We start from the raw sequence: 13,539 nt of genomic DNA, 5'->3' as shown, positions 1-13,539 counted from the left end.
ATGGGTCAGGAGTGTGTGGCGAAGTCCTGGGTCCACCACGGGCCGTTGGAGCTGAGATTGACGCCCACACCGGTGGATTTGTAGGAGCAGTTGAGGATGTTGTCGCGGTGTCCGGGGCTCTTCATCCAGCCGTCCATCGCCGTGGCCGGGTCCTTGGGGCTCTTGAAGATGTTCTCGCCCCAGCTGTTCCACCGGAATCCGGCATTGGTCATGCGGGTTCCGGGGTCGACGCCCTCCGGGGTGTTGTGTTCGTAGTAGTTGCGGGCGGCCATGTCGTCCGAGTGGGCCTGCGCCGCGGCCTGCAGGTGGGGGTCGACGGTGAGCGGGCCGCAACCGTGCTGGGCCCGCTGGGCATTGACCAGGTCGACGATCTTCTGGGCGAACTGCGCGGCGGTGCCGGTCGCGGCCCGCGGTCCGGCCTGGGCAGGGGCGCCCGCTCCGGACTCGACGCGGGACGTGCGGGGCGTCGTGTTGACCGGCTTCGAGCTCTTCTCGGGGTGGGCCGTCCGCGGCCGGGGGGAGGCGTGCCGCTTGCCGTGGCGTTCGGTGGCGGAGGCGGAGGCCGACGCCTTGTGACGGCGGGGAGAGTGCGAGGCACCTCCCGATGCGGTGGGAGCGGAGGCGGTCGGCGTGGGCGGCGCCGGCACGGACTGATCCGCCGCGAGCGCCTGGTCGGAGCCGGAGCCGGGACGTATCAGCACCAGGCAGGAGCAGCCCACGGCGATCGCGGCCGTCACCGCCAGCAGCGTCGTCTTCCGCCGGAGAACGCCGGTGCCGGCGCGGTGGGTCCCGCCGTTCCGCCCGTGCCGGCCGCCGGGACGGGGCGCGGCGGAACGGCGGTGCGAGGCGGGCTCGCCGGATCGGTGGCCGGTCCCGGTCGGCGTCTCGTCGCGCGGTGCCGGCCGAAGGTCGTCGTCGTAGTTGTAGTTGTAGTTGTTGTTGTTGTTGTTGTCCATGGTTCCGTTTCCTGTGCGGCCCTGGGGCCGGTGGGCCGGTGGGGGGCTGTGGGTCTGCGGTCCGCCGTTGTGCGGGCCACACAGGGGAGATCCAGGGTGGGGGCCCGGATAACGGAAAGTGCTCCAAAGATTTTGCGCGGCCGCCCGCGGGCTGCCTGGCGCGGGCTGCTCGACGGGGGCTGTCCTGCGTACTGTCCGATGAGGCCTCCCACGGGGCCGCGCCACGACGGCGTTCCGAATCCACGTACGTTTTTCTGTTATCGCGGTGAATCCGACAGGTCACCTGAGCACGGGGGCCATGAAGGTGCACACGGATGAACAGGACCGAAGAGGCGTGAAGCAGGAAAACGGTACGGCGACCGTCGAGGCTGCCCAGGCCGGGGACGAACATGCCCGGGAGCAGTTGGTCGCCTCGTACCTGCCACTGATCTACAACGTCGTGGGCCGGGCGCTGGACGGCCATGCCGACGTTGACGACGTGGTGCAGGAGACCATGCTGCGCGTCCTGGAGTCGTTGCCGGATCTACGGGAGCCGGCGTCCTTCCGTTCCTGGCTGGTGGCGATCGCCATGAACCAGGTACGGCGCCGCTGGACGGTCAGCCACAAGACACCCGTCGTCGGCCTGGACCAGACGCCGGAACGGGCCGACCGCTCCGCCGATTTCGTGGACCTGACCATCTTGAAACTGGGGTTGACCGGCCAGCGTCGTGAGGTGGCCGCGGCCACCCGCTGGCTGGACGAGGGGGACCGGGCGCTGCTGTCCCTGTGGTGGCTGGAGGCCGCCGGGGAGATCAGCAGACCGGAACTCGCCGCCGCCATCGGCAGCGGGACACGTCATACGGCGGTCCGTGTGCAGCGGATGAAGCAGCAGCTGGAGGCCGGCCGTGTCGTCGTCCGCGCTCTCGCGGGAAATCCCCCGTGCCCCGAACTCGCCCAGCTGACCGCCACCTGGGACAACGAACCCAGCGCCCTGTGGCGCAAACGCATAGCCCGCCATGCGCGCGGGTGCACGAACTGCTCGGAGCACTGGAACGGCCTTCTGCCCGCCGAGGGGCTGCTGGCCGGCCTCGCCCTGCTGCCGCTGCCCGCGCACCTCACCCCGCACACCGTTCTGCACGCCCCCGCCGCCGCGACCGCGACGACGACCGCGGCCCCGGGGCACCCGGGAATTGCCGGCCACGGCGGACACCATGTGCCGAAGCGACCGCCCCGTCCGCGCCGGGTTGCCAAGGGCACCGCCGTCGCGGGGACCGCGGCGCTCGCGGTGGCCGTCATCGCCGCCCTGTGGTGGTCTTCCGGTACGCCCCGGGACGAGCAGAAGGCCCGGCCGAAGGCGGCACACACCGTGGCCGCGTCCACACCGGCGCCCCGCCCCACGCCCACACCGACACCGTCGCGCACCGCCAGCGCCTCGCCCACCCCGTCCGCCCCGCCGCCCACCACCCCGTCGGCCACCCCGCCCGACCTGGAGGAACAGGCCACCGCGCTCATCAACCGCCACCGCGCACAGGCCGGCTGCGGTCCGCTCCGTATAGACCGGAGGCTGCACGCCGCGGCCCAGCGGCACTCCGCCGACATGGCGGCACGCGACTACTACGAGCACGACACGCCGGACGGCACCGGCCCCGACGAACGGATCACCGCCGCCGGATACCCGTGGAGCAGCTGGGGCGAGAACCTCGACCGCGGTCCGCGGACCGCTGAGGCGGCGGTGAACGACTGGATGGGCGACGCCATGCACCGTGGCAACCTGCTCGACTGCAAATTCACCGCGGTCGGCATCGGTGTCGTCCACGGCACGGGAGGCCCTTGGTGGACCCAGGACCTCGCCGCACCGCGCTGACCTCGATCCGCCGTGCCGGACCTGCTCGGACCGCTCCGGACGGCGGGCTGCATCAGCGGGTACGAGGGCGGGCCGGATGATCTCTCGTGCCCCGGCGCGGCGGAGCCCCCGGAGGAACAACCCATCCGGCCGTTAGAGCTTTTGCTCCGTGACGGGTACCGGTGAACCATGGCTGGCACCTTCACCACCCGCGCAATCACCCTCACCACCGGCTCCACCGAGACCATGCACGATCTGACGAACGCATGCACCGCGTTCCTCCGGGAGGCCGCTCACGGGCGAAACGGACTGCTGAACGTCTTCACCCCCCACGCGACGTCCGGCCTCGCCATCATCGAGACCGGCGCGGGCAGTGACGATGACCTGCTGGCGGCGCTCCGCGACATTCTTCCCGCGGACGCACGTTGGCGGGACCGCCACGGCAGTGGCCTCGTGCTCCCGGCTCTGGTACCACCGCACGCCACGTTGCCCGTGGTCGATGGTGAGCTGGAGCTGGGGGCCGCGCAGTCCGTGGTGCTGGTGAACACCAGCCGGGACGGCTCCGAATGCCACGTCCGGCTGTCCTTCCTCGGCTGACCACAAGAGTGCCTTACCAGGAGTAATCTGGAGTTACCGAGGGCACTTCGCACACCAGCTTTCACGCTCCTGTCGTTTTCGGCGATTCACGACACCGGGCCGGTCCAGGTCGGCCCGGGGCAGGGTCCGCGTCATGACCACGACCAAGCTGTATACGCCCGCGGCCGAAGACCGGACCTCTTCGCTGCCCCTCCGGCTCATGCTGGCGCCGGCCGGCACCGCTCCGGCTCTGCTCGACGGTGCGTGGTGGCCCCGCTCCCGTGACCTCACGGCGGAACTTCCCGCGCTGACGGCCGTACTCGACCCGCTGTGGGGGCGGATCACCCACGTCACGGTGAACCCCACGTTCTGGCCGGTCATCCCACGGAAGGTGCCCGTCGACGGGCATGTGGTGAGCGTCGGATGGTTCAAGGCCGAGCAAGATCCCCACAAGCTGCTGCTGCTCTCCTACACCACCGGCCGTTGGGACCTGCTGGTGATCCCTCCGGAGACCGGCCCCGCCACAGCCGCCCGGCTGATGGCCGAGGCCGCCGATCCTCTGGGCACCCTCACCGCGAGCGGCCTGCTGGACGCAGCCGAACAACGCCGGATCGCGGAGGAGATCGAACTGTCCCTGGTGTCGGTCTGGGACTCCGAAGGCGGCCATGGAGCACGCCTGCCGACCTCACGTTCCCCTGCCCGAGCGGTCGGAAGGCCCGCTGTCTCATCCTTCGCCCCGAACACGGTCAGCTCGCGCTGAGCGCGACGGTGGGGTGCAGCCGGGAGGCCCGTACGGCCGGATAGAGGCCCGCGACGACGCCGATCACGAGGGTGGCGCCCAGGCCGCCGGCCAGCGACCAGGGCGGCACCACGGCGATCCACCCCTGCGTGCGGGCGAAGGCGAATGTGGCGATGGCGCCCAGTGCCGCACCCGCTGTGCCGCCGAGCGCCGACAACAGCAGCGATTCGGTGAGGAACTGGATGCGGATCGAGCCTCGCGTCGCGCCGAGGGCGCGGCGCAGCCCGATCTCCGACCGGCGCTCCAGCACCGAGATGACCATGGTGTTGGCCACGCCCACCCCGCCGACCAGCAGCGCCACCGCGCCCAGCCCCAGCATCAGCGTCGTCAGCCCCTTGTCGGTGGCCGCCTTGGCCGCGAGGGCGTCGGAGGGGCGGGAGACCTTCACCGAACCCTCGTCGCCGGGACTGACCGTACGGGCCAGGACCCCCTGGACCGCCTCCACCGAGGCGTCCGTGGAGCGCTCGAAGACGGTGGTCGGATGGCCGTCGAAGCCCAAGTAGCGCTCGGCCGAGGGGTATCCGACCAGGGCGGTGCGGTCCAGGGTCGGCACGAGCTCGATGGGAGCGAGGATTCCGGTGACGACGTACCACCGGTCGTTCAGCAGGATCTTGGCGCCGGGCGCGGTCAGGCCGAGGCGCTCCGCGGCCACCGAGCCCAGTACGACGGTGGGCAGCCGTTCACTGGCGGGGTTAAGCCAACTGCCTTGGTCTACACGGGCGTTGAGGGCATCGAGCAGATCGGGGCGGGCGGCCTGGACCGTGACGCCCGACGCCAGCTCCTCCGGTACGGCGTCGCTGCGCCGCACCCGGGCGTCGACCGCGCCGGTGGCGGTGGCGTGCTGGACCGGGCCGATCCGCTCGACCATCGCCACCGCGCTCTTGGGGAGTTTGACGTCCTGGCCGAGCGCGTTCCGGCCGGCCTCGGCGGTGAGCAGATTGGTGCCGAGCCGGTCCAGCCGGGCGAGCAGATCGGCGCGGCTGGAGGTGGACAGCCCGACGACCGCGACCATGGTGGCGATACCGATCGCGATGCCGAGGGCGGACAGGACGACGCGGGTACGGCGGGTGCGCAGGCCGCTCGCGCCCGTACGCAGGATGTCGGCCGGGGAGAGCCGGGCCGGCCGCAGTGCGGGGCCGCTCATCGGGGCACCTCCTCGGTGTGCTCCGCGGGGGAGTCGGTGTGCTCCGCAGGGGAGCCGGATGGGCCGGGGGGACCGGAATCGTCGACGATCTCGCCGTCGCGGAAGCGGATTCGGCGGGGCAGCGAGTCGGCGATGTCGTTGTCGTGGGTGATGACGCAGACAGTGGTGCCGGCTGCGTGCAGCTGGCGGATGAGGTTCATGACCAGCGCGCCGGAGGCGGTGTCCAGCGCACCGGTCGGCTCGTCGGCGAGCAGCAGGTCGGGGTCGCCGACCAGCGCGCGGGCGATGGCCACCCGCTGCTTCTCGCCGCCCGAGAGCTGGTGGGCGAGGTGATCGATGCGGTGCCCGAGCCCCACTTCCTCCAGGGCCGTACGGGCTCGGGCGCGGCGCTCCCGCAGCCCCGCCCCGCCGTACAGCAGGCCGTCCGCGACATTGTCCTGGGCGCTGCGGCCGGGAGCTAGGTGGAAGTGCTGGAAGACGAAGCCGATGTGCCGGGCGCGCAGTGCGGAGAGCTGGGCGTCGGACAGCCGGTTCACGTCGTAGCCGGCCACCCGGACCTCGCCCGAGGTGGCCCGGTCGAGGGTGCCGAGCAGGTTGAGCAGGGTGGACTTCCCGGAGCCGGAGGGGCCGACGATGGCGACCAGTTCGCCCTGCGCCACGCGGAGGTCGACGCCCCGCAGGGCGTGCACACCGCCGGGGTACGACTTCGTGGCCCCCCGCAGTTCGATCACGGCCGGAGGCATTGCCGGGTCGGTCGGGGCCGGGGTCATGGCCCGGTCGGTCGGAGCCGGGGTCATTGCTCGGCCGCTCCGACCTTCATGCCCTCGGCCAGACCGGCGCCGCTGACCTCGATCCGGCCGTCGGCCGTCAGACCGGTCTCGACCTGCACCATGTGCGTCTTCGCGCCCTGGACCACCTCCAGCCCGTAGCCGCCCTCGCGCAGCGCGACGACCGCCTCGACCGGAACCGTCAGTACGTCCTTACGGCTCTCACTGACGAACTTCACGCTCAAGGTGCCCTGCTGGTCCTTCGGCGGGAGCTTGCCGCCGCCGTCGAGAGTGATCTCGACCTCGGCACCGTCATCGGACGAGGAACCGGAGGCACCGCCCTCGGCGGCCCCGGAGTCCTGCGGGGCAACGACGCCGCTGACCTTGCCGCGCCGGCTACCGCCGCTGGGCAGGGCGATCTCCACCTTGGTGCCCTTGGCGGCCAGCGCCCGGTCGGCCTTGTCGAGCGAGGCCCGTACGACCGGCTTGGTGGAGGCGACCGTCAGCACCGTTTTGTCCGGGCCGATCCCGTCGGCGAGGGCGGCGTCGGCGGACACCACCCGCACGGGGCCGCGCTGGAAGACGATGTCGCCCTTGCCGATCTCGCCGTTCGCCTCGGTCACGCCCAGGGACTTCTGCCAGGCCTTGACGGCGGCCTTGGTGGCCTCGTCGTAGCGGACGTCCACATACAGCCGGGAGCCGAACCCCAGGTCGCGCAAGTTGCGCTCCAGTTGGAGGACGTCCGGGCCACGGTCGCCGGCCTTCATCGCGCGGAACATCGGTGTCGAGCCGTAGAGGAGAACCACCGGCCGGGCATCGCGCTCGTACAGGCGCTGCCCCAGCGACACGGTCCTCCCCGGCTCGGCGGCCTTGGTGATCGTGCCCTCCACCGGGGACTTCACCGCCCGGCGCTGCGCGTAGTCCAGGCGTCCGTCGACGGTCTTGCTCTGGACGAGGTCGGTGCGGGTGATCTCGGTCGTGGTGGGCGGCGTCTTCGCGTGCCGGCCGTCGGCCGCGGCGTCCTTGCCGGTGTTGGTGAGCAGCATGACGCCGGCGGTCACCGTGGTCGCGGTGGCCGCCGCCGCCAGCGCGATGCACAGCCGGCGGCGCTTTCGTGCCGTGCTCACTGCATGCCGTCCAGGCCGTCGAGGAGCTTGTCCTTGCAGGCCTCGCGGGCCTGCTTGTACGCGGGCGAGTCCCTGCCGAGCTCGGGTGAGGTGGGGTTCGGGTCGCCGCCGGGGATGACATTGCCGTCCTGCAACTGCGGGTTGGTGAACTTCGATACGCCGTGGGCGCGCATGCACTTGGCGTGCGCGAGCATCGACTCGTATTCCTTCTGGGTGTCGCGGCGCGGCTCCAGCTTGGTGGCGTTCAGCATGTCGTCCGTGCAGACGCCGTCCTTGCCGCCCTTGGCGATCGCCTCGTTGCCCGGCTTCTGCTGGAGTTCGTCGATCTTCGCCCAGTCGAGATAGCCGCTCAGCTTGGGATCGGGGAAGTCCTTGTCGACGTTCTTGCGCATGCACTGGACGTACTTCATCTGTGCGTCGTAGAAGGCGCTCTTGCCCTGGGCCTGACCGCCCTGGGACGCGTCGGGGCCGTCCTTGGCCTTGTCGGTGGTGGGCGCCTTGCTGACGGAGGCAATCCCGTCGTTTGACGACTCGGCGCCGCCGCAGGCAGTGGTCAGCGCGAGAGCCGGTACGGCGATCAGCAGCGCGAGGCGCGCGGCCCGGGAGCGGGAGGATGTCTGCTGGGTCATGCGGCCAACCTCGGGGGCGAAGTTGGTGGTCGCTCCATGGCCGCATGATGAGAACGTAACAATGCCGCCGGCCCGCATCCTCACCCTGTGGATAACTCCTGAGCTGCACAGACCCTCGCCCATAATCGGCGGCATGCCGCATGTGCTGTTGATCGAGGACGACACTTCCGTACGGGACGGAATGGAGCTGGTGCTGCGCCGCCACGGCCACGAGGTCGAGGCCGTCGCCACCGGCGAGGCAGGCCTGAAGCTGCTGTCCCGCCCGCGCGGCGGCGGCATCGATATCACGGTGGTCGATCTGATGCTGCCCGGTATCGACGGCTTCGAGGTCTGCCGCCGCATCCGCGGCCGGGGCCAGCTGCCGATCATCATGCTCACCTCGCGCGGCGACGATCTGGATGTGGTCAGCGGCCTGGAGGCGGGCGCCGACGACTATGTGGTCAAACCGATCACCGGCCGGGTGCTGGAGGCCCGGATCCGGGCGGCGCTGCGGCGGGCCGGTCCGGTGACCCGTACGGACAGCGACGACTTCGCCGGGCTCGTCATCGACCGGGCCGGCCTGACCGTCACCAAACACGGCACGGCCGTCCCGCTCCCGCCCACCGAGCTGCGGCTGCTGCTGGAGCTGTCCGCCTCCCCCGGCCGGGTCTTCAGCCGTGAGCAACTCCTTGCACTCGTCTGGGAGCACGACTTCCTGGGTGATTCCCGGCTGGTGGACGCGGCGGTCGGGCGGCTGCGCGCCAAGCTGGAGGACGTCCCCGCCACACCGCGCTACATCCAGACGGTGCGCGGCTTCGGCTATCGCTTCGGGCCGCTGTGAGCGCGCGATGAGGACCACGAGGAGCAGCACGGCGAAAAGCAGGGCGAGAGGCACGGCGCAGTCCGCTCCGAAATCCGCTCCGAATTCCGCTCCGACGACGGCCGCGGGGACCGCCGCGCGGGCCCGTGCGCGGCTGCCGCGGCTCGACGGGCTCCGGGGCCGCCTCATCATCACCGTCGTCGTTGTCGCCCTGATCAGCGCGGTCACCGCCACGGCACTGGCGTACCGGGAATCGCGCGACGCGGTCCTCAAGCGGGCCCAGAACGCCGCCGTCGACGACTTCCGCAACCGCGTCGAGCGGCTGGCCGGCGAGCTCGACGTCCCCACCGACCCCCGCACCATGGCCCGGTTCGCCACCGATGTCTCGTCCGGTGTGCGCGGCTCGCTCGTCGTCGCCCAGTACCGCGACTTCACCGCCGCCTCCGACCCGTCCGCCGACCGGACCCGGATCACTCCCGAGCTGCGCGCGGCCGTACGCACCCACACCCGGGTCTCTCTCCAGCGGGTGGAGCACGGCGGGAAGCCCTGGCTGGTCCTGGGCGCCCCGGTCGGCCTCGACGCACCGGCCCGTCGCGGCGGCTCCGCGCAGCCGTCCGGGGTCGAGATATTCGCGGTCGTCTCCCTGGCGGAGGAGGAGCGCGACGCCGCCGATCTGGTGCGCACCGTCCAGGGCGGCCTGGTGCCCGTGGTGCTGCTGGCCGCCGTCCTGGCGCTGCTCGCGGCCCGTACGGTGCTGCGGCCGGTACGCAGACTGGCACGGGCCACCCGCAGGCTGGCCGCCGGCGAGCTGAGCATCCGGGTCGAGGAGAAGGGCCGCGACGAACTGGCCGAACTCGCCCACACCTTCAACGAGACGGCCGGCGCGCTGGAGCACACCGTCGGCGAACTGCGCGAGCAGGAGGCCCTGGCCCGCCGCTTCGTCGCCGATGTCTCCCATGAGCTGCGCACCCCGCTCGCCGCCATGACCATGGTCTCCAGCGTCCTGGAGGAGGACGCCGACCAGCTCACCCCCGACACCGCACACGCGGCCCGTACGGTCAGCACCGAAACCGCGAAGCTCGCCCGGCTCGTCGACGACCTCATCGAGATCTCCCGCTTCGACGCCCGGGCCGTGACCCTCCATGTGCACGAAGTGGATGTGGCCGAGGCGGTCCGTGCCACCCTCGCGGCCCGCGGCTGGACCGACCGGGTGGAGGCCGATCTCCCCCCGGGCATACGGGCCCGGCTCGACCGCCGCCGCCTCGACGTCATCGTCGCCAACCTCGTCGGCAACGCCCTGCGGCACGGCACGCCCCCGGTGAGAGTCACCGTACGGGCGGCGGACGACCGGCTGACCGTCTCGGTCGCCGACCACGGCCCGGGGCTGGCCCCCGAGGTCGCCCGCCATGTCTTCGACCGCTTCTACAAGGCCGACAGCGCCCGCACCCGGTCCGAGGGCAGCGGCCTGGGCATGGCCATCGCCCTGGAGAACGCCCGCCTGCACGGCGGCACCATCGACCTCGCGCCCCCGGCCCCGGGCGTCGGCGCCGTCTTCACCCTCCGCATACCGCTCCGTACGGAGGCCCCCTCATGACGCGCCCCCTCACCGCCCTCCTCTGCTGCGCACTCGCCCTCGCCGCCGCGGGCTGCGGCATACGTCCCACCGGCGTCACGGACGGCGGCACCGCCCCCTCCGGGATCTCGCAGGGCATGCGGATCTACTTCGCCTCCGACAACGGACCGCGCGGGGTGCCCCGGCCGGGCGTCACGATCGATGAACTCAACGATGTCTTCAAGCTGTTGATCGCGGGCCCGACCGCGGAAGAGCGGGCCGACGGGCTGGCCAACCTCGTCCACATGGAAGAGAACTTCAGCGCCACCGCCGATCACGGCAACGTCACCGTCAATGCCCCGGGATATTTCACCGCCTCCCCCCAGGACCCGGCCACCGGCCAACTGGTCTGCACCCTCGCCCGTGCCGAGGTCCTCCTCCACGGCACCCGCCCGGACAAGGTCCAGGTGACCATCGTCGGTGAGGACGGCCGCGCCGGGCCGTACCAGTGCCAGCAGTTCCTGCGGCGCTGAGTCGTCGGCGGACGGCCCGTAGCGGTTCCGGGCCTCGGCGGCTCAGTGCAGCGGCCCCTTGCCCTTCAGCCGGTAGCCGCCCTTGATCACCGGTGCGTCGGCGGCCGGAGCCATGCACTTCGACAGCGTCCGCCCCGCCTCCCCGGACAGCCCGATCCGGCTCGGGCCGCCGTCCTTGCCGGCGACGTAGAAGCTCACGCCCATGCGGACGTGGTCCTTCAGCATGTCCTGCCACGGGTCGCGGGGGTTGTCGCTGGCGCGTACGACGGTTCCGGTCACGGTCGCGGTGGGGCCACCGGTGGTCAGGCAGTCGACCTTGAAGTCCGCCCAGTAGGTCAACGGCGGTCTGCCGTCCGGCTGGTCGATCCGGTGGGAGATGCGGAAGGTGCCCCAGGCGCGGGTGGGGAAGACCGGGCTCATCGAGGTGTAGGTGCCGTGGGCGTCGACGCTGACCTGGACGTCGTTGCCGGGGGCGGGGAAGTACATGCGCGCCCACCCCTTGATGCCGGCGGTGGTCGTGGTGGCCGGTGTGGCCGGTGTGGTCGCGGCGGCCGGGACCGCCTTGGCGGGTGCCTTGCCGGGTGCCTCGGCGGCGGACGCGGCGTGGGTCGCGGCCGTCGTCCCGGTGGCCAGCGCGAGAAGGGCGGTGATCCGAAGGGCCGTCCTGAGCACGATGATTCTCCGATCGGGGAGGGGGATCTGGTCCGCCTCGATCCTGGCGAACGCCCGTGCCCCGTACGTCGCTCGCCCGAGCGAGATGGCTCCGCCGTCCGGGCGAGCTCCTCGCAGCGCCGCCGGCCCACGGGAGGGACCGGCACCTCCGCCACACGGCGGAGACGGCGCCACGAGGGCTTCCGCCTCCCCGCTCGCACGGCCGTTCCGGTTGTTTCAACAGTGCGTTGAAGAGGGGACGCTCTCGCGAGATTCGCCATGGGTGCTTGTTCACCGAAGGAGCGCACAACGTGGGAGACACACGCCGGGTCCGGGGCCTGCTCAAGGACAGCGACCTGACATCCGACCGGATCGAGGAACTGATCGCGCTGGCCGCGCGCCTCAAATCCACGCATCGGACCTCGGCCGCATGGCCGGCACTGACAGGCCGCAGCATCGCGCTGATCTTCGCCAAATCCTCCACCCGGACCCGTTCCGCGTTCGAGGTCGCCGCCTTCGGCCAGGGCGCGCGGGTCTCCCACTTCGGGCCGGGTTCGAGCCATCTGGACGTACATGAATCGGCTGCCGACACCGCCATGGTCCTCGGGCGACTCTACGACGGCATCGCCTATCGGGGACCGGATCACGACACCGTCGAAACGCTCGGCCGGCACGCCGGCGTTCCGGTGTGGAACGCGCTGACCCCGCCGTGGCACCCCACGCAGGCCCTGGCCGACCTCCTCACGATCAAGGAGCACTGCCGCAAACCATGGGCGGAGATCTGCCTGGCCTTCGTCGGTGACGGCCGGTCCAACGTGGCCAACTCGCTCCGTATTACAGGGGCGTTGCTCGGTATGACGGTCCGCGTCGCGGCTCCGGCGGCGATGAGCGGTTCGGCGGACGTGCGCGCCACCGCGGAGCGGATTTGCGCGCGTGCGGGCGGCTGTGTGACGGAGACCGACGACATCGAGGAGGGCGTACGGGGCGCCGACTTCGTCTACGCCGACACCTGGATCCACCTCGGAGAGCCGATCGACTCCTGGCGTCCCAAGCTGGCGGCCCTCGCCCCGTACCGCGTCGACGGCCAGGTCCTTGCCGCGACGAAGAACCCCGATGTGCGGTTTCTGCACTGCATGCCCGCGGTCCATGACAGCAGTACCGCGATCGGTGCGGCGGTGCTGGCCGAGACCGGCCGGGAGGGCGCGGAGGTCACCACCGAGGTCCTGCGGGGGCCCGCCTCACTCGTCCTCGACCAGGCGGAGAACCGGATGCACACGATCAAGGCGCTGCTCGTCAGCGACCTGGCGGGCCCGAATCGATGACGTGCGCTTGGTTTTTGTCCAGCGCCTCATCCCGGCATTCATGAGGACATGTCCGGAGTGCCAGAGCCGCCGTCAGGCCATCTGCACGGAAGCATCACAAGGTCTACGCATGCCCTTCGGCGGGTGCCGTTAGCGTGTTGGCCGCTCGATCCCGCGTGCGAACTTGAACAAGTCGCCGGCGTCCCTGGCGGCGCAGTCAGCACAGAAAGATCGCAGATGGACTACTGCTCGTCGTGCCGCCGGAACCTCAATGGGGCGCTCGTGTGCCCAGGATGTGGTGATTACGCCCCGGACATAGCCCCGCCTTCCCACCGCCACCACAGCGCGGTGGCCTCCACCGCGCCGGCGTGGGAGACATGGCAGGCGACAAAAGCCCCCGCCCCGGAGTCCTACTACGGCGCTCATCGCTCCGAGGCCCCGGCGATCGGCAGCGGCGCCTCCGCGGAAGCGGTGGCGGACGAGCCGGGCGCCGATGCGGCCGGCAGCTTCGACGACACCACCGCCCCCACCGGGCAGGGCCGGGCGGCTCGGCGTCGGCAGCTGGCGCGGTGGAAGAAGCACCGGCGCCGGGCCATGGCCGCCACGGCCTTTGCCCTTGTCGGCGGCGGCCTGACCGTCACCGCGCTGCAGAACAGGCCGTCCACGAGCCAGGCCCACGCGGCCGGGGCGCCGGATCCGGAGACCGTGGGCCCGCCCCGTACGGCGACCACCGACGCGGTGTCGGAGCAGCCGGACGACCGGGCTTCGCGGCATCCCGGCTCCCGCCCGCCCCTCGCGGCCGGCCGGCCGCCGCAGTCCACCGCCGCCACGCCTCCCGCCACCACGACGGCCCGGCAGCCGAGCACCGCCGCGACCCCGCCCT

14 protein-coding genes are annotated in these 13,539 nt (G+C 71.6%); 8 read left to right on the top strand and 6 right to left on the bottom strand.

The features are described from left to right. Nucleotides 1–5: 5 nt before the first annotated feature. A complete protein-coding gene (locus DY245_RS45605; protein ID WP_244942737.1) occupies nt 6–956 on the bottom strand; it encodes a CAP domain-containing protein in 951 nt (316 codons plus the stop codon). A gap of 334 nt (nt 957–1,290) precedes the next feature. Between DY245_RS45605 and DY245_RS00300 the strand changes: the two genes are divergently transcribed. The 3 genes from DY245_RS00300 (at nt 1,291) to DY245_RS00290 (ending at nt 4,114) form a co-directional block, all read left to right on the top strand. After that, on the top strand, nt 1,291–2,799 hold the full coding sequence (locus DY245_RS00300) for a sigma-70 family RNA polymerase sigma factor (RefSeq protein ID WP_128502322.1): 1,509 nt from the start codon (nt 1,291–1,293) through the stop codon (nt 2,797–2,799). 168 nt (nt 2,800–2,967) lie between these two features. Further along, nucleotides 2,968–3,375, top strand: coding sequence for a YjbQ family protein (locus DY245_RS00295; protein ID WP_128502321.1), 408 nt, complete (start codon nt 2,968–2,970; stop codon nt 3,373–3,375). A 133-nt stretch (nt 3,376–3,508) separates the two neighbouring features. After that, nucleotides 3,509–4,114 carry a DUF5994 family protein gene (locus DY245_RS00290; protein ID WP_128502320.1) on the top strand — a complete coding sequence of 202 codons (606 nt, stop codon included), beginning with the start codon at nt 3,509–3,511 and terminating at the stop codon, nt 4,112–4,114. On the opposite strand, the gene DY245_RS00285 is transcribed toward DY245_RS00290, so the two are convergent. The 4 genes from DY245_RS00285 to DY245_RS00270 are packed head-to-tail and all read right to left on the bottom strand — an operon-like array spanning nt 4,101 to nt 7,820. Further along, entirely contained in the window at nt 4,101–5,297 is a 1,197-nt protein-coding gene (locus DY245_RS00285) for an ABC transporter permease (RefSeq protein WP_128502319.1), read from the bottom strand. The two genes, DY245_RS00290 and DY245_RS00285, sit on opposite strands and share 14 nt — an antisense overlap. Beyond that, nucleotides 5,294–6,067 (bottom strand): ABC transporter ATP-binding protein, encoded by a 774-nt coding sequence (locus DY245_RS00280; protein ID WP_128502318.1) that lies wholly within the window; start codon nt 6,065–6,067, stop codon nt 5,294–5,296. Before DY245_RS00280 ends, DY245_RS00285 begins: the two co-directional genes overlap by 4 nt. 23 nt (nt 6,068–6,090) lie before the next feature. Then, nucleotides 6,091–7,191: an efflux RND transporter periplasmic adaptor subunit gene (locus DY245_RS00275; protein ID WP_244942736.1), complete on the bottom strand. Its 1,101-nt coding sequence runs from the start codon at nt 7,189–7,191 to the stop codon at nt 6,091–6,093. Beyond that, nucleotides 7,188–7,820, bottom strand: coding sequence for a hypothetical protein (locus DY245_RS00270; protein ID WP_128502317.1), 633 nt, complete (start codon nt 7,818–7,820; stop codon nt 7,188–7,190). The genes DY245_RS00275 and DY245_RS00270 overlap by 4 nt, the downstream gene beginning before the upstream one ends. A 133-nt stretch (nt 7,821–7,953) precedes the next feature. Here DY245_RS00270 and DY245_RS00265 point away from each other — a divergent pair, with 133 nt between their 5' ends. The 3 genes from DY245_RS00265 to DY245_RS00255 are packed head-to-tail and all read left to right on the top strand — an operon-like array spanning nt 7,954 to nt 10,704. Further along, nucleotides 7,954–8,640, top strand: coding sequence for a response regulator transcription factor (locus tag DY245_RS00265; protein ID WP_128502316.1), 687 nt, complete (start codon nt 7,954–7,956; stop codon nt 8,638–8,640). Between the two features lie 7 nt (nt 8,641–8,647). Next, nucleotides 8,648–10,213 carry a sensor histidine kinase gene (locus DY245_RS00260; RefSeq protein WP_128502315.1) on the top strand — a complete coding sequence of 522 codons (1,566 nt, stop codon included), beginning with the start codon at nt 8,648–8,650 and terminating at the stop codon, nt 10,211–10,213. Then, nucleotides 10,210–10,704: a GerMN domain-containing protein gene (locus DY245_RS00255; protein WP_128502314.1), complete on the top strand. Its 495-nt coding sequence runs from the start codon at nt 10,210–10,212 to the stop codon at nt 10,702–10,704. The genes DY245_RS00260 and DY245_RS00255 overlap by 4 nt, the downstream gene beginning before the upstream one ends. A 42-nt stretch (nt 10,705–10,746) precedes the next feature. On the opposite strand, the gene DY245_RS00250 is transcribed toward DY245_RS00255, so the two are convergent. Then, a complete protein-coding gene (locus tag DY245_RS00250; protein ID WP_128502313.1) occupies nt 10,747–11,376 on the bottom strand; it encodes a hypothetical protein in 630 nt (209 codons plus the stop codon). Between the two features lie 290 nt (nt 11,377–11,666). Here DY245_RS00250 and argF point away from each other — a divergent pair, with 290 nt between their 5' ends. Together argF and DY245_RS44030 are read left to right on the top strand one after the other, a co-directional pair. Continuing rightward, complete coding sequence (argF, locus tag DY245_RS00245) at nt 11,667–12,677, top strand: ornithine carbamoyltransferase (RefSeq protein WP_128502312.1); 1,011 nt, start codon at nt 11,667–11,669, stop codon at nt 12,675–12,677. 48 nt (nt 12,678–12,725) lie between these two features. Then, nucleotides 12,726–13,539: SCO2400 family protein (locus DY245_RS44030; protein ID WP_425329326.1), on the top strand; the 814-nt coding region annotated here is incomplete at its 3' end.

The organism is Streptomyces inhibens (assembly GCF_003389455.1).
GTDB classification, from domain to species: Bacteria; Actinomycetota; Actinomycetes; order Streptomycetales; family Streptomycetaceae; genus Streptomyces; species Streptomyces inhibens.
Note: the sequence above shows the minus strand (reverse complement) of the source record. Positions and strands in the feature narration are given on the sequence as shown.

Excerpts from the sequence above, each read along its gene's own strand:
- DY245_RS45605 (WP_244942737.1), bottom strand. The coding sequence starts at position 956 with ATGGACAACAACAACAACAACAACTACAACTACAACTACGACGACGAC.
- DY245_RS00295 (WP_128502321.1), top strand. The coding sequence starts at position 2,968 with ATGGCTGGCACCTTCACCACCCGCGCAATCACCCTCACCACCGGCTCC.
- DY245_RS00290 (WP_128502320.1), top strand. The coding sequence starts at position 3,509 with ATGACCACGACCAAGCTGTATACGCCCGCGGCCGAAGACCGGACCTCT.
- DY245_RS00285 (WP_128502319.1), bottom strand. The coding sequence starts at position 5,297 with ATGAGCGGCCCCGCACTGCGGCCGGCCCGGCTCTCCCCGGCCGACATC.
- DY245_RS00280 (WP_128502318.1), bottom strand. The coding sequence starts at position 6,067 with ATGACCCCGGCCCCGACCGACCCGGCAATGCCTCCGGCCGTGATCGAA.
- DY245_RS00270 (WP_128502317.1), bottom strand. The coding sequence starts at position 7,820 with ATGACCCAGCAGACATCCTCCCGCTCCCGGGCCGCGCGCCTCGCGCTG.
- DY245_RS00265 (WP_128502316.1), top strand. The coding sequence starts at position 7,954 with ATGCCGCATGTGCTGTTGATCGAGGACGACACTTCCGTACGGGACGGA.
- DY245_RS00260 (WP_128502315.1), top strand. The coding sequence starts at position 8,648 with ATGAGGACCACGAGGAGCAGCACGGCGAAAAGCAGGGCGAGAGGCACG.
- DY245_RS00255 (WP_128502314.1), top strand. The coding sequence starts at position 10,210 with ATGACGCGCCCCCTCACCGCCCTCCTCTGCTGCGCACTCGCCCTCGCC.